This is a genomic window from Virgibacillus halotolerans (genome assembly GCF_016908515.1).
GTDB lineage: Bacteria > Bacillota > Bacilli > Bacillales > Amphibacillaceae > Virgibacillus_M > Virgibacillus_M halotolerans.
This window is the reverse complement of record NZ_JAFBEA010000014.1, coordinates 80,693-102,504: the sequence shown is the minus strand read 5'-3', so window position 1 is coordinate 102,504 and position 21,812 is coordinate 80,693. Positions and strand designations below refer to the sequence as shown.

The window sequence follows — 21,812 nt, the reverse complement described above, 5'->3', positions numbered from 1 at the left end:
ATCATGAAAGATATCAAGACAAATTAAATGGCCACAGCCCTATAGAATATAGGACTATGGCCGCCTAAATTATTTTATTATTTCCACTGTCTACTGGACAGGGGGCAGTTCAATCAGGGCGAGGTCTTTTCACTTTTACTTGCGCTATAATAATTCCAATAATAATCAATCCGGATCCAATTAAAATACTCATCGTCATTTTCTCATCCAATAAGAGACTGCTAAATACGAGTCCAAATATTGGTACCAGCAAGGTAGCGATCGTAGCCGTCACCATATCGATTAAACTGATCACCACAAACCAGACTGTAAAACACAATGCAGAAGCAAACACACCAGTAAATAAAATATAATAAATACTATGTGCATTTAACACGACTGGTTCGCCCCACTCCATAAACAGGGTAGCAATGATAATTCCGATCGTTCCAAATAACATTTGAAATCCAGATGCTTGTATTTTTGGCAAATCCTGCACATGGAGTCGATAGTAAACATTTGCTATCCCCCATGATACCGCCGCAATGATGATAAGGATTTCGCCAAAAATCATTTCAAAACTTTGCCCTGCCCAAATATCCCAGCCTAGAATGGTCAATAGTCCTACCATCCCGATTAATAATCCAGTGAATTTGGAAGGTGTCAACTTTTCTCCCAAGAACCTTGCTGCAAGCATGCTACTCCACATGGGCATGGAATAGAGTAAAACAGATGCTTTTCCAGCGCCAACAAACTCCAAGCCATACATGACAAATAGAAAAACAATCGAGGTTTGTAAAATACCAACTACGATTAAATGTTTCCAATATTGTTTTGGTGGCAATCCGATTTTAAGTATTAAAACAACAAATAGTAACGTTATTGCCCCTGTTCCAAAACGAAACGCTGAAAAAGTAAAAGGCCCCATATATAGAAGAGCGGATTTCATAAGTACCCATGCATAGCCCCATAATAGCGTTATAATTAAAATGATCAACCATATGAAACTCTTATTTTGTGGAATAAAATCGGCGAAGGATTTTTTCATAATTTTTACTCCTTTGATTAATTAGATGAAATTTAATCATAGCAGTTATCAAGGAACGGCACCAAACAAAACAATTACAGCAAAAAAATAAAGCCTGCAGTATGCACGCTTTTATATTGCTTTCTTCGCTATAAATTTATTTTCTCTAATTTCCCAAAGTTTTACAACACGAACAAACTTCTGATCCAAAATAAAGATGTCCTGCCGCAAACGTAATAACTTAAAATTAACACGTTCCATATTCATTTCTGTGTTTGCTATCAGATCATACAAATGACGACTGTTGGATTGTAATTCCTTCACATCTTCAGATAATTTACTGATGGATTGCAAAAGGTCATCTATCATCTTTTTTCTCAATACATTCTTTCCTCTCTAATTCTGTTCATTAAAGTTATGTTATCATGAACATTAACCGACAACAAGAGTATTTAGAATGATTTTAATTTACATGAATAGGTCTAAAGACCCCCACAATACTAACTTTATCCTTTGTCCATCATATGATTTAATTTATCGGCTGATGTGGTGATCGTTGCTGCTGATTCCTCAATTTCCCGAATCGCTTGACTAAATACTTCTAAATCAGCCTGATTCCTTGCGTTACTGTCCTTTGTCTTTTCCATACTACCGTTTATTTTCCCAAACGCGTTTTCAGTTGTTTTCATCTGCTCCCGAACATTCGTTAAAAATCCCCGAACTTCCTTGATAGAGGAGGCACTGTTTAATACCTGATCATTTGTTTGATTGATCAATTCTGTCACATTGGTAACGGAGTTCGCTGTTTGCTCCGCCAATTTACGCACTTCATCAGCTACTACTGCAAAACCGCGCCCGTGTTCACCCGCCCTGGCGGCCTCAATCGACGCGTTTAACGCAAGCAAATTAGTCTGGTCTGCTATCGACTTTACAATTCCAATAATTTCTTTAATTTGTGTGGATGTCTCCTCCAAGCCTGTCATCTCTTCATTCACTTTTGTTGTTCCCTGTTCCATATTTTCTATAGAAGTATTCATGACTGCCAGATGATTTCTCCCCTGATCAGCCACTTCCTTTGCTTCTTCCGCCAGCTCAGTAGCCGTTTTTGAATTTGCAGTAATGATATTTACCTGTGCAGTCATTTCTTCAATTGATGCATTCGTTTCCTCCGCAAGAGAAGCAAGTTCCATCGACGTTTCTTCCAATGAATCAATCAGTTCTTCCCTTTGCTCCGCTTCTGTTTCTTTTTGCCGCATAACTTCCTCATCATATGCTTCCAATACCACTTGCTGTTCTAAATTTAATAGCTTGTTAACCACACTTACTACTAGTAAAAAGTCTGCTTCATTTGAAAATTCATCCCTCAACAGCATGATCAATCCGTCAAATATTTTTTGGAATGAACCTATGTACCACTTCTGTGTCAATCCAATATTCACGTGAATGTGTGCAATCATTTTGCGCCTCTGGATAAATGCTTCATTAATTTCTCCAGCAAACATTTCCACAATATGTTTGTTTAATGATTGTTTCAATCGCTCAATTGAACTATTTTCGTTGATCATTTTAATAAGGGCTGGATTATGTTCCAGGTTTTCATAAAACCCATCAATGATAGCTGTATTATTTTCTTCAACAAATGGTTTAAGAACTTGGGCCACAGCAAAATCTGCTTCCGTAAGATCAAGCATGTTCAATTGTTTTTCCAGATCTGAGCCTTTTTCAACCTCAACGACAGGATGCAGTTGCTTACTTTTTTCTAGTAAAGATGGTTCATTCACTTGTTTATTTCTACTAAAAAGTAATTTCATGTGGGCGTCTCTCCTCATCATATAAAACTTCCTATTGATAATATCGGTTTTATATTCAGATGTTGTAGGTCATTGTCGCTATTTCAACAAAAAAACCACTCTCCGATTGGAAAGTGGCTTCATACATTAACCCTTCTGTTCTCTTAATATATTTCCCGCCAAGGCATACAGTACAGCGTAACTTACGAAATGGGATGAATTATCATTGGTATCTTGTTGCGGATAAACCTCTACATAATCCATGCCACGAATACCCAATTTAGCAAACGCATGAACCAATTCCAAAAGTTCATAAGACGTTAAGCCATTTCCATCAACCGGACCACCCGGATTAAAAGCGAAATCGAGTACATCGCTACAAATACTTAGGTAAACAGCCTCCGTTCCTTTACTGGCAATCGCATAGGCCTGACCGGCAAGTTCCGCTAAATCCTTCGCTTTGCGAACTTCGCGAACGGAAATGGTAGTTGCACCAACCTCTTTGGCATATTTACCTGTTTCAGGTGCATTTCGTGGACCATGAATTCCCATATGAACAATACTTTCATTACGAACACTTTCGCTCTCATAAATTCGATGGAAAGGGGTGCTCCGTGCATATAGATCTCCCTCATATTCTTTGTAATTGTCATAATGGGCATCCAAATGAATGATCCCAACTTTTCCATCAATTTCTTCACTTAATGCTTTCACAATTGGATAAGTAATGCCGTGGTCTCCGCCAAAAGCGACTGGAAATTTATTTGTTTTCCATACATCGCTGGCAAATTTTTCAATGCGACGCATGGTTTCTATTGTATCCGCTGGGACTACATCTACATCACCTAAATCACCAATCTGATAGTGACTCAGTACATCCATATCATCCAATTCCGGTAGATAACCAGAATAACGGGCTGAATTTAAGCGAATCACTTTCGGACCCAGTTCACACCCCGTATAGTCCCCCCATGTAACAGACCCTTCCCAAGGAACACCATAAATCAAAACATCTCGATCATCTATATTATCCTTATTTAATTTAACTTTTTTCCCACCTAAAAAACAGGGAGTATTGCCATATAACATTTCCTTTTTCATTGATTACCACTCCTGTACAATTATTTCATGCGCGCTAACTTATCAAATTCCCTTCATATTACTATTAAAACACGAAATTATGATTTATCAAAATAATCCAATCATAAGCTTTGTTCTACTTTTTATTCTCCATAAACAAACGACAACCAGATAATAATCTAATTGTCGTTTGTTTATTAGTGCATTACATCTATAACAATTCGATCGGAAAAGGAAGGTGTTTCAAAAGCAACCGATTCCTCTTTCAACTGAATTTCTGCAATAAATGCTTCCGCTTCAAACCGATAATCGTTTTTAGAAACTACCGGGCTGTTTTGTATGTTGACCACCCCGGATTCTTCTAATTCATCACCTTTTAAAGTATGTGGAACCTTTAAAATCAGTTTTCCCTTTGTTTCTCCTATTTCATAATCTGTATTTTTATTAAGGTCAAATACCACTCGGGTGTAATTACTGTGAGCAGCATGACGAATATTATTAATTATATTTTGATCAACAGTAACTTTTCGTTCTGTACTTAGTCCGTTATAGGAAGCAGTTAATTTCCCTTCGCCCTGTTTATCAGGTATGAACATGCCATTTTCAACTATGCCAATACCACCCTCTACTTGCCACTTCACCTCATTTTGATCAACATCTAGCTTAACACCTTGTTCATCGACACCATGAACAGTCAGGTCGATTTCCTCTCCCGGAGATGTTTCAACATCTAGTGGTAAAATACCAAGAACCGATTGTTTTTCATATGGCTCACCATCATCTGGATATGGAGGATACAATAAATATTTGTTTCGGACGTTGTTCTTCCACGCTTCCAATTCCTCCTGCCAACTCTCCATGATTTCATCTACAGGTCGTCCGTCAACTATCATCTTCCGAACGTCTGGATCACCAATTAATTGACCATATGATGCATCTATTGAAAAATTTTCAGGATCCTGATCACGCATCGCATCTATCAAATGCAACCCCAACGCAACAAGATCAATTTCGTGCGAATCATCAATATGAACTTGAACACCCGAGACTAATTCACCTTTATACTTACTAAATTCTGGTGTAAAGTGTGCTGGTCGAAAACGCAACCCAGCAATATCTCTGCTATTTAATTCAGCAGCTAGTACGTCGGCATCGATCCAGGGCGCTCCGAGTAATTCAAATGGTTTGGTTGTCCCTAAACCTGTCGTCAAATTTGTATCTTCAACTAGCTCTGTACCAGCATATAAATCAGCCGATGTTGGTGTTGGAATATTTGGCGATGGTTGAACCCATGGAAGCCCCGTATCTTCATAATGCATAGTCCGTTCCCAACCTGACATTTGTGCCACTTTTAAACCAATACCTAGGCTATATTCATGGTTCCACATCGTTGCTAGCTCCCCGACAGTCATACCATGGCGTACCGGAAGCAGGAACCTCCCCATAAAACTAACCGTTCCCGGATCCCGAACAGGCCCTTCCACTTTATCGCCACCTGCCGCATTCGGTCTATCAAGCACGATCAACTCTTTATCATATTGTGCTGCAGCTTCCATCGCAAAACCAAGCGTATAAATATACGTATACACATTTGAGCCAATGTCCTGAATATCAAAAAGTAAAACGTCAACGTCTTCTAGCATTTCTTCGGTTGGTTGCCATGTCGGGCCATACAAACTATAAACAGGTAATCCTGTTTGTTCATCCACATATGATTCCACATATTCACCTGCTTCTCGATCACCACGGATGCCATGTTCTGGACCAAACAATGCAGTCAGATTAACATTACTGTTATTAAAAAGCAGATTAATATCACTTTGCATTTCCCTATCCACACCAGTTGGATTTGTGATCAACCCAACCCGCTTATCTTTCACCCAATCAACATGTTTTTCCAAAAAGACTTCAATACCAGGAATTACCTTTTCATTTGACTTCCCATGATCTTTTTTAGCTGTAGCTGGCTGTTCCACAATAGTTAAAATAAGAACTGCGACAAGCATGCCAACAACCAATGGCCAGCCTAGACTAGCGTAATTTTTCATTATTAATCAGCTCCTCTCACCCGATTACTGATTGGTATAACTCCCTATCAATGTGCGCCCCATCTATCAATCAAATATGCTGTATCTGAGTGTAGTGTGTGATAAGTATCCTCAGAAATTAAGTTTTTGTCTCTCTGTTCATCCAGTAGCAAATTAAAATTATCCAGATGTTTAACAGCCTTCTCCGTCATATGCTGTTGTTCAAAATATTGAACTACAGTTAAATGCATGTTTAATATATGGGCGGTATCTTGATCGTAAATTTCCCCTTGCTGCTTAAACGCTTCTACCAGCACTTTCACCCCTTCTACTGTTAGTGAGTGATTTCCACGCACTAATGTGATGTCTGCCGTTACAGGCAAATGATCGGACGCCTGTGATAGCGTAATAAAGGTATCGTTCACATTCATTCTTGGTGAAGTAAGTACATAATCAATCCGCTTAATTGGATCCTCTGTAGGAAATGTATAACCAAGCTGCTGATCCTGCGTTTTATCCCATGCATCATCAAACCAATAAAAGAGTGGTGCCAGTTCTTCTGCGTCAGGAGAAGCATTCATGTCCCCGACCAATATATTGTAATGATGATCAGACATGATAGCTAGCATGTCACTGACTTGCATTTCCCTTACAATTGGATCTGCTCGATAGTCCAGATGCGTCACATAAAACCAAACTTCCGCTCCATCAACATCGATCTGCGCTTCAAGAAATCCTGGTGCTAACTCCGGTTCAGGATCCGGATCTTGGGTAGACAATCTCGTAATATCATGATTTTCCGCATGTGAAATAGGATATTTACTTAAAACCGCGACACCAAATTGTTGTCTAGGTTCCCCTGGCACAGATGGGTCTAAATCATAAATCGGTGCAAAAAAATATTCCATGTCCAATTTTTCAGCTAATAATTTAATTGTGTTTTCATATTCACTACGATCTCCCCAATGAACATCCACCTCTTCCAAGCCAATAATATCTGCACCTGTTTCCCGGATCGTATTAGCAATTCGATCGAGATCATATTTTCCATCCGTTCCCATTCCAGCCTGTAAATTATAAGTTGTGACTGTAGCATTGATTTCACTGCTATGCTGTTCTGGTATTGGATTATCATTTTCATCGTTAGCCATCACTTTTGATAGCGGCGAAAACAAAAGAAACAGTGCAAAAATAATCATGTATCGCTTGTTCATGTAGGTTCCACCTCCATAGTTATTAATTTAGCAATAATTTATTGCCACTTATCAATTAAATAATCAGCGCTTGTTTTAAGTGTTTCATAGACATCCTCCGAAATTAAATCATCTTCCAGTTGATGATCAAGCAATCGTTTAAAACTTTCCATATGCTTGATGACTTTTTCATCTGATTCTGTTTTTTCATATTGGTTGACAGCAGTTAAATGTAATTTCAAAGTATAGGCGACATTAACATTTTCAAATTCGTTGTCATCTTCAAGTTTTTCTACAAGTTTTTTCATATTAGCTGCACTCCACGCATTTATTGCATAAGCTGTTTTTTCCGATACCTTTTTGCGGATTGGATTGGTGGATGGCGTATCTCTTGTTGGGTGAACCCGATTTGTAAGCAATATCACAATCGTATTTTTATTTGGACTAACAACGATCGACGTTCCTGTATAACCAGTATGTCCCATTGTATTGCTTTCAGCGAGACCGTCCATATACCAATCCTGATTTAATTCCCAACCAAGTCCTTGATCTTGTCCTGGGAAATCTTCATTCCAATTTGTATTTACCAGGTCAAATGCTTGCTCAGAAATAATTTCTTCCCCTTGATAACTTCCTCTATTTAACATCATTTGCCCAAATACGGCTAAGTCTTCAGCCGAGCTGAAAATGCCTGCTTGCCCTGCAATACCATCGAGCGCCCAGGCATTCTCGTCATGAACACTTCCCCAAACTAACCCTCGGTTTGTCCACGGCTGATACTCTGTAGCAGCAACGCGATCTTTTATCGTATTTGGTGGATTATACATCGTATCTGTCATTTCCAAAGGTTTTATAATATTTTCATTGACAAAGATATCTTCACGTTGTCCGCTTAAACGTTCAATCAACACGCCTAAAGTTAGATAATTAACATCGCTGTATACATACGCCGTCCCAGGCTGATTTTCCAAAGGTTGTTCCAATACATAATTTAAACGGTCATCACGGTTACCATCAATTTTATAAAGTGATTCCTGTGGCGAAGGACTGAATCCCGACGTGTGGGTAAGTAACTGCCGGATTGTAACATCATCCTTAGCGTTTACTGCAAACTCCGGAATATAGTTAACGACCGGATCGTCCAGATCAAATTTCCCTTGATCCCACAGTTGCATCACTGCAGTTGCAGTAAACAATTTAGACATGGAAGCCACGTCAAAAATCGTATCTTTTTGCATCGGCACGGGTTGATCCATTTCTGTAAATTCATCATCCAAATAACGTGCTGCATATCCGTACGCATCATGTTTAACAATTTTACCGTCCTTGGCTACTAACACGACTGCTCCAGGAATTTCCCTTTCGCCCATTGATTGATCAATGGCTGCATCTATTTCATGCAGCGGTTGATCCAGCATGTCAACATTTTGTGGTGTGTCAGGCTGCAGTTCTACAGTTGATGCGTAACCAGTTTCCGCTGAGATCATTGTAAGAAACAACATAAAAAAGACTATTACTAAATTAAATCCTCTTTTCATTTCCCTCTCCCCTTTTCTATTATTTTAAGAAAAACCAAGCAAACCACTTGTTCCTTATGGATCTCCCATCAAGTAAGATGTCCGCTACAGGTAGTCGCTTTCCCCGGGCAACACTTCAGCTTCCTTGAAAGCAAAGAACGCTTTCAAGGGATCCTCAGTTGTTGCTTTTCCCGCTGGAGTCGACTTCCCTCCGCTCCCATCCTAGATGATATATTTTTAGATATATTTTTAGTTTGCTTTCTTGTAGCAACACCGACATTCATTAGGTCAATATAAATCTGAGCGACAACTAGATAACGCCCTTCGTTTATACTTTCCTATGCTTTAAGAACGTACAAAGCCTTCCATTGCTCTTCTAGCAATGGAAGGCTTGTCCTTATTACCACTGCTTCATCAATGATTTAGAATCCGAGCTAAGTGTTTCATAAGCCTCTTCAGAAATGAGCCCATTTTCCTTTTGGTGATCTAGTAGTTGGATAAAGCTTTTCATGTGTTTGACAACCTTTTCTTTCAACCCTTTATCTTCATATTGTCCTACTGCAGTGAGATGCATTTGTAACGCACGTACTGCTTCTTGGTCGGTCATTTCTCCTTTTTTCTCTAAGTCTTCCACCGTCGTTTTAATATCATCTACATTCAACGTATAAATCAAATAGTTTCTACGCACATCGCTAAATGCTTGCAGTTCGCCCTCCCATTTATCTGTAATTTCCTCCACGGAAGCGCCTTCTTTTATTTTTTCACGCACCCAGCCATTACCTATTAAATTATCAAAAAATGATACACCGTCATTGCTTTCAGCACCAAAGGCAAAATCATTCGGGTACATATCATGAATTGTTTTCACGATCGTCAAACCAGTTTTTATCGTTTGATAGGCTTCTCGATCTGTTACATATAGTTCAATCCCACCAGAAAGTTCACCAGCATGTTTAGATGACTGTGGTGTGAAATATGCTGCTCTGAATCGAACGCCAGGTAGATCTGCATCATTTAATTGCTTTGCAAGGGCGTCTCCATCAATAAAGGGTGCACCAATTAATTCAAATGGTTTAGTTGTTCCCCTTCCTTCAGATAGATTTGTTCCTTCTATTAGTGCTGTCCCTGGATAGACAAGTGCCGTATCGAGTGTCGGCATGTTTGGTGACGGTAACACCCATGCAAGCGGCGTATCATCGTAATACATCGACCGCTTCCAGCCCCGCATTTGGACAACCTTAAGATTTGCTTCAATATCAAATTCTTCATTGAATAACTTCGCAAGCTCACCGACCGTCATCCCATGTCGCTGTGGAATCGGATACATGCCAACGAATGAAGCATATTCCGGATCAAGGATTGGCCCTTCTACTTCATCACCTGAGATTGGGTTTGGACGATCCAGGACAATGATTTCAATATCGTTTTCTGCTGCAGCTTCCATGGCATATGCCATTGTATAAATATACGTGTAAAACCGGGCGCCAACATCTTGAATATCAAATACCAGCACATCAACACCTTCCAACATTTCCGGTGTTGGTTTCTTCGTGTCCCCATACAAGCTGTACACAGGTAGACCTGTCTTTTCATCAATATAATATTCAACTCCTTCACCCGCTTGTGCATCGCCACGTACACCGTGTTCAGGACCATACAGTGCTACAAGATTTACATCCTCATGGTTATACAACAAATCAACAATACTATTTAAATTCTGATCGACCCCTGTTGGATTCGTAATCAGTCCAACATTTTTACCTTTAATCTCATCCAATTCGTCGTTCAGTAATACCTCCACACCTAATTGAAAATCTTCTTCGCCATCATCGTCCGCTTTTCCCATCACATCTGTGCTGCCTGTTAGCATTGTAAATGATGTGACAAGAAAAATCGCAAACACAGCAATATACCATCTTTTCATATGATTTACCTCCCATATAACAATTTTATCCTGCTTGATATAAGCATTTAAAACGAAGGGGGGTAAGACTTAACTTACCCCCTTCATACTCAATCTTCTTTTAACTGATTGAATGACACCTCAAAGATACTTCCTTCAACTTGTCCGTATTGTAAAGATTTTTTATCAGTTGATATCCCACTTTTCAATCAAGTACTCAGCATATGCTACCAGGTTGTTATATGCCGCTTCAGAAACCTGATCATCTTCCATCTGTTGATCCAGCAACTGATTGAAGCCTTTCATGTGCTTTACAACTTTTTCTGCTTTATTTTGCTGTTCAAATTGATCCACTGCGGCTAAATGTACCTTTAACGAATGGGAAGCTTCTTCATTTGTGAATTCCCCCTCATTTTCAAAGTGTTCAACTTGTGCTTTCATGTTTTCTGCACTCCCTGGATTTGTACGATCATATAATGCCACACCATCAACCTCATTGAAAGATGCTCCAGCATCAAGAAGAAGCGGTATGATTGTCATCATTGGCTGGTTCATTGTGACGTACTCTCCATATTCATCAATAGATTCTGTTTCCAATGAAAATAATTCAATTTGTTTACTAATTACTGTAGCTTGTGCGTTATTTATCAGATAGCCAGTTGGAGCGAGATCCATTGCAATCCATTCCGACTGATCCCAATCATGGGTTCCATCTAAATAGAATTTATCTTGATTGCCGCCTGCTTCTTTTTTACGTTTCGGCGCTTCACTTACTACTTTTCCAACATCATCGAAACGTTCTTCATAAAATCTCAGCACGGATTCTATCGTTCGCATATGCATATCAACACGATCTACTGGGTCTGCCATCCCAGGAGTTTCGACCAATAAAGACAGCCCATGACGTAGACCTCCCATATTACGTAAAATTCTTTCAGAGCCACTACCAGAACCTGGAGGTGTACCATAAAGGCCAGTTGAGAAACCAGATTCCTCCACATCAGGGAATAAGTAATTCTCTACCATCTCTATATTTAATTCACGTAATTGCTCATCTACATTCAGGTTACGTGGCCAAAGCATTTCAACATCAGGATCACCAGTATCCCTTGGCCTTTCATGAGCATCTACAGTGATATCTGGACTAAATTGATCCATCACTTCAGCTATTGCCTGTATTTCTGGTGTCTCCAATTGTAGATGGTCACGGTTATTATCCAACCCCCAAGCATTTCCACGTGTATTGGCTTCCCTACCATCCGGGTTCGGCGTCGGTATGAATAGCACTGTAGATTCACTTAATTGGTCAATCATTTTCTGGTCATCTGTAAATGCTAAATCACGCAATTTTTTTAACGTCATTTCCCTACCAGCTGGTTCATTGCCATGTGGGGTCCCCATGATCAATATATTTCGTCCATCTGCAATATCTTCGTCTGATGGGGGCTCTGGGAAACCAACTCGTACCATATAAAATGGTCTTCCCTCAACAGAAGTCCCCACCTGAGAATAGGATACTCTATCAGATTTTTCCGCTACTTCCTTAATAAATTCGAATTCTTCATCAAGCGTTGTCCAACCATCTCCATCGCGTTCCTCGAATCCAGTCGTTGGTAAATCTTCCGATGAATCAGAAGTAGCTGCCTTTCCAGACATCGGACTTAGCGTTATAAACAATAATAAAACCGTTACAAATGATAATGTTTTTGTCCAAATATGATTATTCATCGTTTCCTCCTTGAACTTTAATTTAAAATATTCAATATATTTTAAATGCAGATATTAAAAACGATTACCATACGATAAAATCTAGTATGAATACCTATTATTAATAGTTGCAAATTCCGCTTTCATATAGCTACACCACCTAACATAAACACTTATGCTAGGTGGATAAAATAATCTTGTTATTTCCACATTGAAAGCAGGGCATTAGCCTCATTTGTTAATACGTTCAATGCCTGTTCCGATAGTAACGCCTCTTCTTCCTGCTGAGCTATCAATTGTTTAAAACTATTCATGTGTTTCACAGCCTTATCCATCGATTCATTAGCCTCGTAGTGTGCCACAGATGTTAAGTGCGTCTGTAATAAACGGGCAGTTTTTTGATCTACAATTTCGCCATCTTCTTCCAATTCGGTTACAAGCTCTTTCATGTGGTTCACACTGGCTTCTTCAGATGACACACCAATCGCGACTCCCTCTCTAGTGGAATCGGCGGCACCAATATAGTGTCCGCTTTCAGAATCCAGTAAGATACTATTCACATTCCCAATTTCTTGTGGCTCGGATTCCCATGAATGCCCCTTCTGCTGTAGCTCTTGTCTTACATCATCTGGAATACCATACTCCCATCGGATGCTCGGATATTGATTACTGTAAATGCGTGGTTCTTCAATCGCATCTTTCAGATCCATATCATATCCGATTACATTAACAATCGTTTGCATCACAGAGGTAATAATCGTCGCCCCTCCCGGCGAACCCACTGTCATGAAAGGCTTATCGTCCTTAAAAATAATGGAGGGTGTCATACTGCTTAAAGGACGCTTATTCGGCTGGATTTCGTTTGAACCACCAGGTATTGCATCAAAATCTGTTAGTTCATTGTTCAGCATCACACCGTATCCGGGCACCATAATTCCTGATCCAAATAACTGTTCAATGGTTGTCGTATTCGAAACAAGATTCCCCCATTGGTCTGCCACTGTGAAATGGGTCGTTTCACCATCTTCCTTATCATCGACTTGTTCTACAATTGCATTAGGTTCACCTTCCTGATATTCCCATGGATCACCAGGTTGTACATTCGGGTTTGCCTTATCCGAATCGATCTCTTTAACACGCTTACTAACATAGTCAGAATGGAGTAATCCTTCTCCTGGTACATCGACATATTCCGGATCCCCCATATAAGCACCTCTGTCAGCATAGGCAAGATGCATTGCCTCCGTCATATAATGGTATTTTTCCGCTGACCTTACGTCATACTGCGTCAAATCGATGTCTTCAAACATTTTAAGTAGCTGCAGTGCTGTCAATCCCCCAGAACTTGGTGGAGGCATAGAGGCAATATCATAGCCAAGATAATTTCCCCAAACAGCCGTATCGTGCGTCACATCATAATGTTCAAGATCCTCTGTGGTCATGCTGCTGTCGAAGTCGCGCACTTCTTCTACAAGTGCTTCACCAATTTCCCCACCGTAAAGCGCATCTACACCTTGCTCACCTATCAACCTAAATGTTTTGGCAAGATCTTTTTGTACAAGCAAATCCCCTTCCTCTAGTGGCTGCCCTTCCGGCATAAATACATCCTTAGCAGCAGTATGCGACAATTTATCTTGATTACTTTCAATCGCATCCGCCAGCACCCAATTCACCTTAACACCTTCCTCTGCCATTTCGACGGAAGGCTGAATGAGTTCTTCCAATGACATCGTTCCCCACTCGTTGTTTGCTGTTTCTAAGCCCTTCAACGTACCTGGAACACCAACTGAACGCCCGCTTTGAACACGTTCAGAGAATGGTATTACCATACCAGAAACCGTTTCCAGGTCCCATTCTTCCGGTTCATCGGTACCATCTTCCCACATACTTAGTTTGAGCTCATCACCATCAACCTGAAAGCGTAACGATTGCCAATCTGTGGTTCTATCAAATTGTACAGTACCTAGTGTTGAACTTGTTGCGTCTTTGGATTGTATTAATTTCAACTCGTTCGTTTTTGTATCAATTTCAATCCCGTAGCCATTTTTCGCAAAAGTACTGCCTGCTCTGTATTCATCGGCACGAAGCCAGAATCTTAACCGTCTGTCATCCCCAGGATCATCTGTCCGAAATCTGACCTGCAACTCACTATTTTCTATCGGTTCCATTACTGGGGTAGTTCGACCAAAGGAAGTTTTATTACTGCCTACTGGCTCACCAAAAGCAATCAGCCCCCCATCATGATCTAATGTAAAGTTTGTTCCTCGTTCGTCTAGGTCAAATTTATCAAAATCCCAGACTGCTCCTTGCTCACCTTCGAAATTATAATGAAAAGCAGGCTCATCAGAATCCGGACTGTCTAAATCATTCACCGTTACTTCCCCGATATGAAATGCGCCACCCCCATCGTTATTTTGCTCAATTGCGCTTAACAAGAAGTTACCTTCACCTGTTACAATATTACTTTTATCCATAAACATATCAGGTGTTGCACCATCTGGAGCACGTTCCCGGCTGTTAATTACGGAAACATCTTCCTCCTCGGCGTCATAGTACATTAGAAAGCTACCACCGCCAATACCGGACATCATTGGTTCGTTAACGTTTAAAGCAAATTGAATCGCAACAGCTGCGTCAACTGCATTACCACCTTGCTTCAACACATCCGCACCAACTTTTGAAGCGAGGGGATGTGCTGTTACAACCATCCCCAAATCACCTTCTGCTGTTTGTTCCGGTTTCACCCCAGGATTTTCGGGTTCATATCCTGTGTTATCAGCATATCCCGTTGGAACACTCATGCTAAATACGAGTAGTATCGTAAACAAAATAGATAGTAATTTTACTTTCTTGTTCTGCAATTAATCCCTCCTAGGTCAATGTTTGCTTCGGCTAAATAATGAACGTTATAGTTGCAATATTTTTTTAGAAATAGCTCTCCCAATCTACAGGGTTATTGTTCGTCTCCGGCTGTCTGCTCCGCATTAAATGTCCATTCCAAGTTTAGTGAATCCCCCTGAAACTCGTTTTGATCTTCGCCATTATCTACAAAGTTAAACTTTACAACTAGGTCATCAATATCTCCGGATGGAAGACCTTTCTCACCAAGCGTCGGATAAAAGATATGCTCGTTCACCGCTTCAGGACTCATCTCTTTTAACTTATCCAAAGTTGTCTCATAAATGACTTCATCTAGCTTGTCCGCGTTATAAAGAAACTCTACTTCAATATACTTCCCAAAGTCTTCTGTATTGTCGCCTTGCGCATCAACCACATTATAATCCGTATCCAGGTAAACCTTCTCTATATCCAACGAACCATTATTTTGTAATTCAAAATCACGAATGACCCAGTCTCCTGGTTTAAGATCCCCTACCTCAATTACCGTTGTTGGTTCAACCGCTAAATCCAACGTTCCTGTTGCGAATGTATTATTGGTTGTCTCACTCGAACTGAAATAAGCATAGGTTCCCCCACCAATTAATGCTATTCCAAGTGCCGCCGACAGCACACCCATACCTAACTGTTTTTTAATTCCCAATTCCATTCCTCCTTGTTTTTTAGTAACCCCTATTACCTCAGCAAAATAGTAACCAAATTTTATTTATTGTTCCAATGCGCTATCAATCTTTCACTTTCTGTATCTAGATAGCTATATGCTTTAGCTGTAATCACTTCATCATCTTTCAGTTTTTCTAACAACAGCTGAAAACTATCCATATGCTTCAATACCTTGTCCGTCAATTCCTTTTTTTCATATTGATTTACTGCTGCAAGATGTGTCATTAAAAGACGACTGCTAGATTCGCTGTTTATTTCCCCGTCCACATCCAACTGTTCAACAAGTGTCTTCATTCCTGCTGCACTTAGTGGTGTATCAATATAATTTAATCCATGTCCCATCTCATACAAGCCTGGTAACGTAACAGGTAGTTGACCAAATGGATTCACGTCGCCTATGATCACTTTGGCGAGTGCTTCAACAGATACATCCAGGTAACTGTATGTGTTGATATACGTGTCCACTTCTGGAAAAACCATTAAATCATATGGATTACGAAGTGCTGCTACAATCACTGACTTGTCCGTTTTCTGAATTTCATTAACCATTTGCTGTTGTGCTTCATTTGTATTAGCAGAATAGGTGGTAATAATAACTGTATCTGCTTCTCTCGCCTCTTCTACCGCCTCGTCTATTTGTTCCTTCGTCGGACTCATACTCGTTTCCAAACTGTCTGATTTAATCCCTTTTTCATTTAATTGATTGGAGAGTAACTCAGGTTGTGCTTCCGATGGACCGGTTACTAATACATTTTCGGATTGCTTCAATGGCAATTGTTGATGATCGTTTTTAACTAGGGTAATGCTTTTATTTGCAATTTCATCCGCTGTTTGCAAATGTGCTTCTGTTCCAATATTTTCAATTGCATCTGAATCTGTATAGGGATCCTCAAACAAACCATGATCCATTTTTGATTTCAATATACGATAAACAGATTCATTCAACCTTTCTTCACTGATCTCTCCACTTTCAACAGCATCCAACACACCATTATAAGCAACTGCTACATCTGGTGGATTTAATAAAACATCCACACCGGCTTTTAGTGCTTCAACTGGTACCTGATCAGCCGGATATACATTTGCACCGGACATACCTAGGCTGTCTGTGATGATTAAACCATCGTATCCCATCTCTTCACGCAGTAAATCAGTAAGAATCGGCTTAGATAATGTGGCCGGCAATCCTGAATCATCCAACGCAGGTACGACGATGTGTGCAGTCATAATCGAGTCAATTCCTGCATCAATAGCTGCTTTAAAGGGCTTCAAATCAACTTCGTGTAATGTTTCAAGATCATGGTCAATAATTGGCAGACCAAAATGCGAGTCTGTATCCGTATCCCCATGGCCTGGAAAATGCTTTGCGGAAGCCATCACATTTTCATCCTTATAGGCATTCATTTGAGCAACACCCAGACGTGACACCAGATCAGGATCTTCACCAAAAGAACGAATACCAATGACCGGGTTTTCTGGATTCATATTGACATCAACGGAAGGCGCAAAGTTCATGTTAATGCCGAGACTATTTAATTCTTTGCCCAATATACTTGCGCTCTGCGTTGCATATGCTTCTGATCCAATAGCACCAAGCGCCATATTCCCTGGAAAAACAGTTCCTGGACTTGTAACCCTTTGCACAATTCCGCCTTCCTGATCTGTCGAAATAAATAGTGGGATTTCTGTATCCTGTTCCATCGCTATTTCTTGTAAACCATTTGATAATCCATTCACTTGCTTCTTATCAAGTGGCATACCAATGTTGTCTGTCCAATTAAAATAAATCACACCACCAACATGATAGTTTTCAATCACTTCTTGAAAGTTTTTACCACCCCGGTTATTGTCTAGATTTATATCTTCATAATTTTCATCTGTTGGCGTTTTTCCATAAACATGGACAATAAAAAGCTGACCGATTTTTTCTTCTACTGTCATTTCTTCCATCTTTTTATGAATCTCATCATTATTTACTTCACCATCGTTTCCATCAGATCCTCGTGTTTTATCCTTTTCCGCAAAAGCATACAGCGGGAGCATCAGAATAAGTAGAGCCAGTGACATCAGCGTTATCCAGCGTCGAAGCTTCAAATGGATTCCTCCTTTATTCAGTTGTCTTAACCTCTCACAGAAAGCGTTTACAACATTTTTATACAACCATTGACAAACCTCCATCTCCATAAATAATTTTCATGCGCTTCTGACTGTCAATATCAATTGTTTCTACTACTATTTTAATAGAATTGATTTGAAAATGTTGTCGAATTCCGTCGTATATGTTTGATTATTCAAAATTGAACAATAAGTACTAGTGCTTGCTTTAGTTGTGTTAGGTACTTCGTCTGGTTCCTGTCTATACGTCATGGCAAAGGCTCAGGTTCAATTTTATTCATAGTCTTATTTACCCATCCATTGCAAGCGGTATTTTCTATGAAGAGATATTTTATTTGATGCATTTTTTTATTTGTCGATTTTCGTCGAATGATAAATGAATTTTTTCCAAAAAAAGACAACCAGCTAACAACTGATTGTCATTACAAATTACTATATGACTATCCTTTAATCGCTCCTTCTGTCATGCCTTTTGAGATCCGTTGTTGGAAGATAGCATAAAGAATAATAACTGGAACAATGGCGATAACAAGACTTGCAAACAATGTTCCCCAGGCATTGGTATATTCTGCTTCACTACTAATATAATCAATGGCGAGGGCTAATGTATATTTATCCTTACTTTGCAGAAAAATTAATGCCATAAAATACTCATTCCAAAACTGGATCGCATTCATAATTGTTACCGTTATGATCCCCGACATGCTCAAAGGTGTAATCACTTTTAACAACACACCATATGGGGATAGTCCGTCAATCGCTGCAGATTCCTCCAGCGATTTCGGAATCGTACTCATAAAACTTGTTAGCACGAATATCGTAAATGGTAGCTGACTTACCGCATAAACAATGGATAGACCAACCAAATTATTAAGCAAATTAAAATCCATCAGTAAGAAGAATAACGGAATCCAACCTAATACCATCGGAATCATCATCGCTGATACATATAACATAAATAGAAAATTACTTCCCCGAAATTTCAGCCGTTCAATCGCATAAGCAGTTGGTACGGCAAGTGCTAAGGTTAGGAAAGCACCAAGTACTGTTACAAACAAACTGTTAAAAACACTCGTGTCAATATTAAAATTTGTCCACGCTTCCGTAAAATTTGTCCAACTGAATGATTCGGGGAATCCCCAGGGATTTCGATATATCTCCGCGTTCGATTTAAATGAACCGAGAAACATCCAAAAAATAGGGTATAATACTGCAATACTCCATAAAATAAGTGGAATTCGTATACCAGCTCTACCTAATATTTCACCAACACTACGCTTCATGGTTCTCCCCTCCCTTTTCCATTAATATCCAATCAACCTAGTATTCTACTTTTTCCTTACGCATAAGGAGCTGTAAAATGAGCACTGTAATTAATGAAAGGATTAAAATCATCACACCGATTGTTGCGCCATAACCAAAATTATATTGTACAAATGCCTGCTGATAAAGGTAGGAACCCATCACATGTGTTGCATTATTAGGCCCACCGCCAGTCATTACCTGAACGATAATAAAGGAACCATTTAGCGTTGTAATAACAATATAAAGGACTGATATTTTGATCTGCGGCCAGACTAACGGCAAAGTAACTTTCCAAAATTGTTGCCACTCATTGGCGCCATCAATTTCTGCTGCTTCATAATAACTCTTCGACACGTTGGCAATACCACCCATCAGCATCAGCATGAATAACCCGATACCTGCCCATATAGAGGGTAATACTAGACTCGGCAATGCCCACTTTTCGCTTCCGAGCCATGGCCTTGTCCAGCTATCCAGCCCTAGATATTCAAGACCAGAATTAACTAATCCTAAGCTTGGGTTATAAATAAATGTCCAGAGTATCCCAATAACTACAACAGACATAATGTTCGGGAAGAAAAATACGATCCGATAAAACGGTGCTTCTTTTATTTTTAATTGTGTTAAGGCAACGGCAAAAAACATCGCTAAAATCATAATCCCAATAACCTTTGTTACGACAAGGAAATAATCATGAATAATTGTTCCCGGAATGATTGAATCGTTGATTAATTTTATGTAGTTATCAAAACCAATAAATTCCTTTACATGGGAGGATCCTGACCAATCAAAGAATGAATAGTACAAACCACTAAACAAAGGATAAAGTGTAAATATAGCAAACATAATAAAAGTAGGAAGTAAGCAAAATGCCAAAAACGTATACTTTTGTTTTTTTGACTGTACCATTTCATCACCCTTTCCCAGTGTGAAGATAAAGTGAAACTTCATTTAGTAGGGGGTGTCTTTCTCCCCCGCTAAATGTTAGTTGAACAGAATCAGGAACTGGCCGTTTTATGCCCCACCTTCTGAGTTCTCGGTTTACTTACGCTTAAAGATGGGGGTATTACAGCCCGTTAATACGTGATAAATGGATGGAATGGAAAGGCAACACGTACCACCTCTCCATTCCATACTCACATTTTTACTTAATCACGATAATCGGCTGCCGCCTTTTCTGCCGCTTCAGTAAATTCCTCTGCGGTCATATTACCTAACATGAGTGACATTAATGCGTCTCCAACAGGTGTTTCTAAATCAGCACTCATTGGATGTGGTTTTTCATAAATTTGTACTTGATCAGGATCATTAATCATCTCATTCGCTTCGGTTAAATAACCTGGAACTTTATCATTTTCCGTTAAATCTACTTCCGTTAGATTCATAATCGCTCCGGTATGTTCAGAGAATGACATCGCATAATCTCTTGTAAATGCAAATTCAATAAATGCCTTTGCAGCTTCGGGGTTTTTTGCCTCTTCTGCAATCGCTAAAGGCCTTAAATCCGGAACGATCGCATACGGTTCACCTTTATCTTGCATTGGTGATGGGATGAATCCAAAGTCAAATCCATCCGGAATATCATTTTCCATTTCATTCGGCAACCAGAAACCTACTGGTATATATGCATTATCATGTAGTAAGAAATTCATTTGCGATTGTGTATGGTTCAATGCACCAAGCCCAGAATCAAACATGCCTTCTTTTTGCATTTTTTCTACCTTTTTCATCGTGTCAAGAACAACATCACTTGTCCAAGCACCTTCTTTACCTGTAATCACATCTGCAAGCAGCTCATCGCCACCAGCCGCTCCAAATGCAGGATAAAGCATACCACGCAAGAAGTAATAAGGGTGTTCCCCACTGGTTACGAATGGGTCAATTCCTTCTTTATCTTTGATTTTTTCCATGGAATCCATGAAACTATCGAAATCTGTCGGCACTTCGTAGTCTTTTTCTTCAAACAATGCTTTGTCATACCACGTTCCCCATGTATCAAATACAAGTGGTAACGTATAAATATCACCGTCAAACTTTCCTGGATCAACGATGAAACTATCTATCAGTTTATCGCCACCTTCAAGTTCGATATCCTGAACCCAGTCCGTTAAATCCATCAATTGTCCATCCTCAACCATTTGCGTTTCACTTGACCCTGCGCCATCAATATAAACGACGTCAGGTGGGTCGTTTGCAACCCAGCGTGAGCGCATTTCATCGTTAATATTTGGACCAGCCTGTTCAACAACCTCTACATCCGGATATTCATCCTCGAAATCGGAAATAACTTCCTTCCACCAGGAATCACCGTAACCCCCAACAAAATATTGTATTTCAAGCTCCCCGGAAATTTTCCCATCCTCACCGCCAGCGTCATCTGATTCACCCGAAGTTTTATCATCGGATGAACATGCAGCAGCGAATACAAGCAGTAACATTGCAGTAAACAGTAAAACCCCGCGACGTTTAAGTAATTCGCTCAATTGTCTTTCCCCCTTTTTTCTTTTTTTGCAGTTTGCAAAGCAATAAATGCTCACCCACATGCAATCTTGCTATAATTGAAATGCATTAACAGTTAGTAAACCATTAATGGAATTTCCGACAATTA

At 39.7% G+C, this 21,812-nt stretch carries 14 protein-coding genes and 2 pseudogenes; all 16 read right to left on the bottom strand.

What is annotated here, in order from left to right; genetic code table 11:
- Window positions 1–109: 109 nt before the first annotated feature.
- On the bottom strand, window positions 110–1,027 hold the full coding sequence (locus JOC34_RS21080) for a DMT family transporter (protein WP_205138768.1): 918 nt from the start codon (window positions 1,025–1,027) through the stop codon (window positions 110–112).
- A 111-nt stretch (window positions 1,028–1,138) separates the two neighbouring features.
- On the bottom strand, window positions 1,139–1,387 hold the full coding sequence (locus JOC34_RS21075; RefSeq protein ID WP_205138767.1) for a hypothetical protein: 249 nt from the start codon (window positions 1,385–1,387) through the stop codon (window positions 1,139–1,141).
- A 125-nt stretch (window positions 1,388–1,512) separates the two neighbouring features.
- Window positions 1,513–2,817, bottom strand: a complete 1,305-nt coding sequence (locus JOC34_RS21070; protein WP_205138766.1) for a globin-coupled sensor protein — start codon at window positions 2,815–2,817, stop codon at window positions 1,513–1,515.
- Between the two features lie 126 nt (window positions 2,818–2,943).
- Window positions 2,944–3,897 carry an agmatinase family protein gene (locus JOC34_RS21065; RefSeq protein ID WP_205138765.1) on the bottom strand — a complete coding sequence of 318 codons (954 nt, stop codon included), beginning with the start codon at window positions 3,895–3,897 and terminating at the stop codon, window positions 2,944–2,946.
- 176 nt (window positions 3,898–4,073) lie between these two features.
- Window positions 4,074–5,924, bottom strand: a complete 1,851-nt coding sequence (locus JOC34_RS21060) for an exo-beta-N-acetylmuramidase NamZ family protein (protein WP_205138764.1) — start codon at window positions 5,922–5,924, stop codon at window positions 4,074–4,076.
- Between the two features lie 47 nt (window positions 5,925–5,971).
- Window positions 5,972–7,117: an endonuclease/exonuclease/phosphatase family protein gene (locus JOC34_RS21055; protein WP_239544651.1), complete on the bottom strand. Its 1,146-nt coding sequence runs from the start codon at window positions 7,115–7,117 to the stop codon at window positions 5,972–5,974.
- A 38-nt stretch (window positions 7,118–7,155) separates the two neighbouring features.
- Window positions 7,156–8,634: a serine hydrolase domain-containing protein gene (locus JOC34_RS21050; protein ID WP_205138763.1), complete on the bottom strand. Its 1,479-nt coding sequence runs from the start codon at window positions 8,632–8,634 to the stop codon at window positions 7,156–7,158.
- A gap of 379 nt (window positions 8,635–9,013) precedes the next feature.
- The gene (locus JOC34_RS22290; protein ID WP_420856188.1) at window positions 9,014–9,301 is read right to left on the bottom strand and encodes an FIMAH domain-containing protein; all 288 of its coding nucleotides are present in this window, start codon (window positions 9,299–9,301) and stop codon (window positions 9,014–9,016) included.
- Window positions 9,278–10,537: pseudogene (locus JOC34_RS21045) on the bottom strand (exo-beta-N-acetylmuramidase NamZ family protein); the annotation flags it as partial. The gene JOC34_RS22290 and the pseudogene JOC34_RS21045, both read right to left, overlap by 24 nt.
- Window positions 10,538–10,702: 165 nt before the next feature.
- The gene (locus tag JOC34_RS21040; protein ID WP_205138761.1) at window positions 10,703–12,244 is read right to left on the bottom strand and encodes a M14 family metallopeptidase; all 1,542 of its coding nucleotides are present in this window, start codon (window positions 12,242–12,244) and stop codon (window positions 10,703–10,705) included.
- 179 nt (window positions 12,245–12,423) lie between these two features.
- Window positions 12,424–14,943, bottom strand: a pseudogene (ggt, locus tag JOC34_RS22325) (gamma-glutamyltransferase); the annotation flags it as partial.
- A 233-nt stretch (window positions 14,944–15,176) separates the two neighbouring features.
- Window positions 15,177–15,764, bottom strand: a complete 588-nt coding sequence (locus JOC34_RS21030) for a CalY family protein (protein ID WP_205138760.1) — start codon at window positions 15,762–15,764, stop codon at window positions 15,177–15,179.
- A gap of 59 nt (window positions 15,765–15,823) precedes the next feature.
- Window positions 15,824–17,878, bottom strand: a complete 2,055-nt coding sequence (locus tag JOC34_RS21025) for a glycoside hydrolase family 3 protein (RefSeq protein ID WP_239544650.1) — start codon at window positions 17,876–17,878, stop codon at window positions 15,824–15,826.
- A gap of 461 nt (window positions 17,879–18,339) precedes the next feature.
- On the bottom strand, window positions 18,340–19,182 hold the full coding sequence (locus JOC34_RS21020; protein WP_205138759.1) for a carbohydrate ABC transporter permease: 843 nt from the start codon (window positions 19,180–19,182) through the stop codon (window positions 18,340–18,342).
- A 37-nt stretch (window positions 19,183–19,219) separates the two neighbouring features.
- Window positions 19,220–20,113, bottom strand: a complete 894-nt coding sequence (locus tag JOC34_RS21015) for a carbohydrate ABC transporter permease (protein WP_205138758.1) — start codon at window positions 20,111–20,113, stop codon at window positions 19,220–19,222.
- A gap of 239 nt (window positions 20,114–20,352) precedes the next feature.
- Window positions 20,353–21,642, bottom strand: a complete 1,290-nt coding sequence (locus JOC34_RS21010; RefSeq protein WP_205138775.1) for an ABC transporter substrate-binding protein — start codon at window positions 21,640–21,642, stop codon at window positions 20,353–20,355.
- Window positions 21,643–21,812 lie beyond the last annotated feature (170 nt).

Coding starts and splice junctions, on each gene's coding strand:
- JOC34_RS21080 (WP_205138768.1), bottom strand. CDS start 1,027: ATGAAAAAATCCTTCGCCGATTTTATTCCACAAAATAAGAGTTTCATA.
- JOC34_RS21070 (WP_205138766.1), bottom strand. CDS start 2,817: ATGAAATTACTTTTTAGTAGAAATAAACAAGTGAATGAACCATCTTTA.
- JOC34_RS21065 (WP_205138765.1), bottom strand. CDS start 3,897: ATGAAAAAGGAAATGTTATATGGCAATACTCCCTGTTTTTTAGGTGGG.
- JOC34_RS21060 (WP_205138764.1), bottom strand. CDS start 5,924: ATGAAAAATTACGCTAGTCTAGGCTGGCCATTGGTTGTTGGCATGCTT.
- JOC34_RS21055 (WP_239544651.1), bottom strand. CDS start 7,117: ATGAACAAGCGATACATGATTATTTTTGCACTGTTTCTTTTGTTTTCG.
- JOC34_RS21050 (WP_205138763.1), bottom strand. CDS start 8,634: ATGAAAAGAGGATTTAATTTAGTAATAGTCTTTTTTATGTTGTTTCTT.
- JOC34_RS21040 (WP_205138761.1), bottom strand. CDS start 12,244: ATGAATAATCATATTTGGACAAAAACATTATCATTTGTAACGGTTTTA.
- JOC34_RS21020 (WP_205138759.1), bottom strand. CDS start 19,182: ATGAAGCGTAGTGTTGGTGAAATATTAGGTAGAGCTGGTATACGAATT.
- JOC34_RS21015 (WP_205138758.1), bottom strand. CDS start 20,113: ATGGTACAGTCAAAAAAACAAAAGTATACGTTTTTGGCATTTTGCTTA.
- JOC34_RS21010 (WP_205138775.1), bottom strand. CDS start 21,642: ATGTTACTGCTTGTATTCGCTGCTGCATGTTCATCCGATGATAAAACT.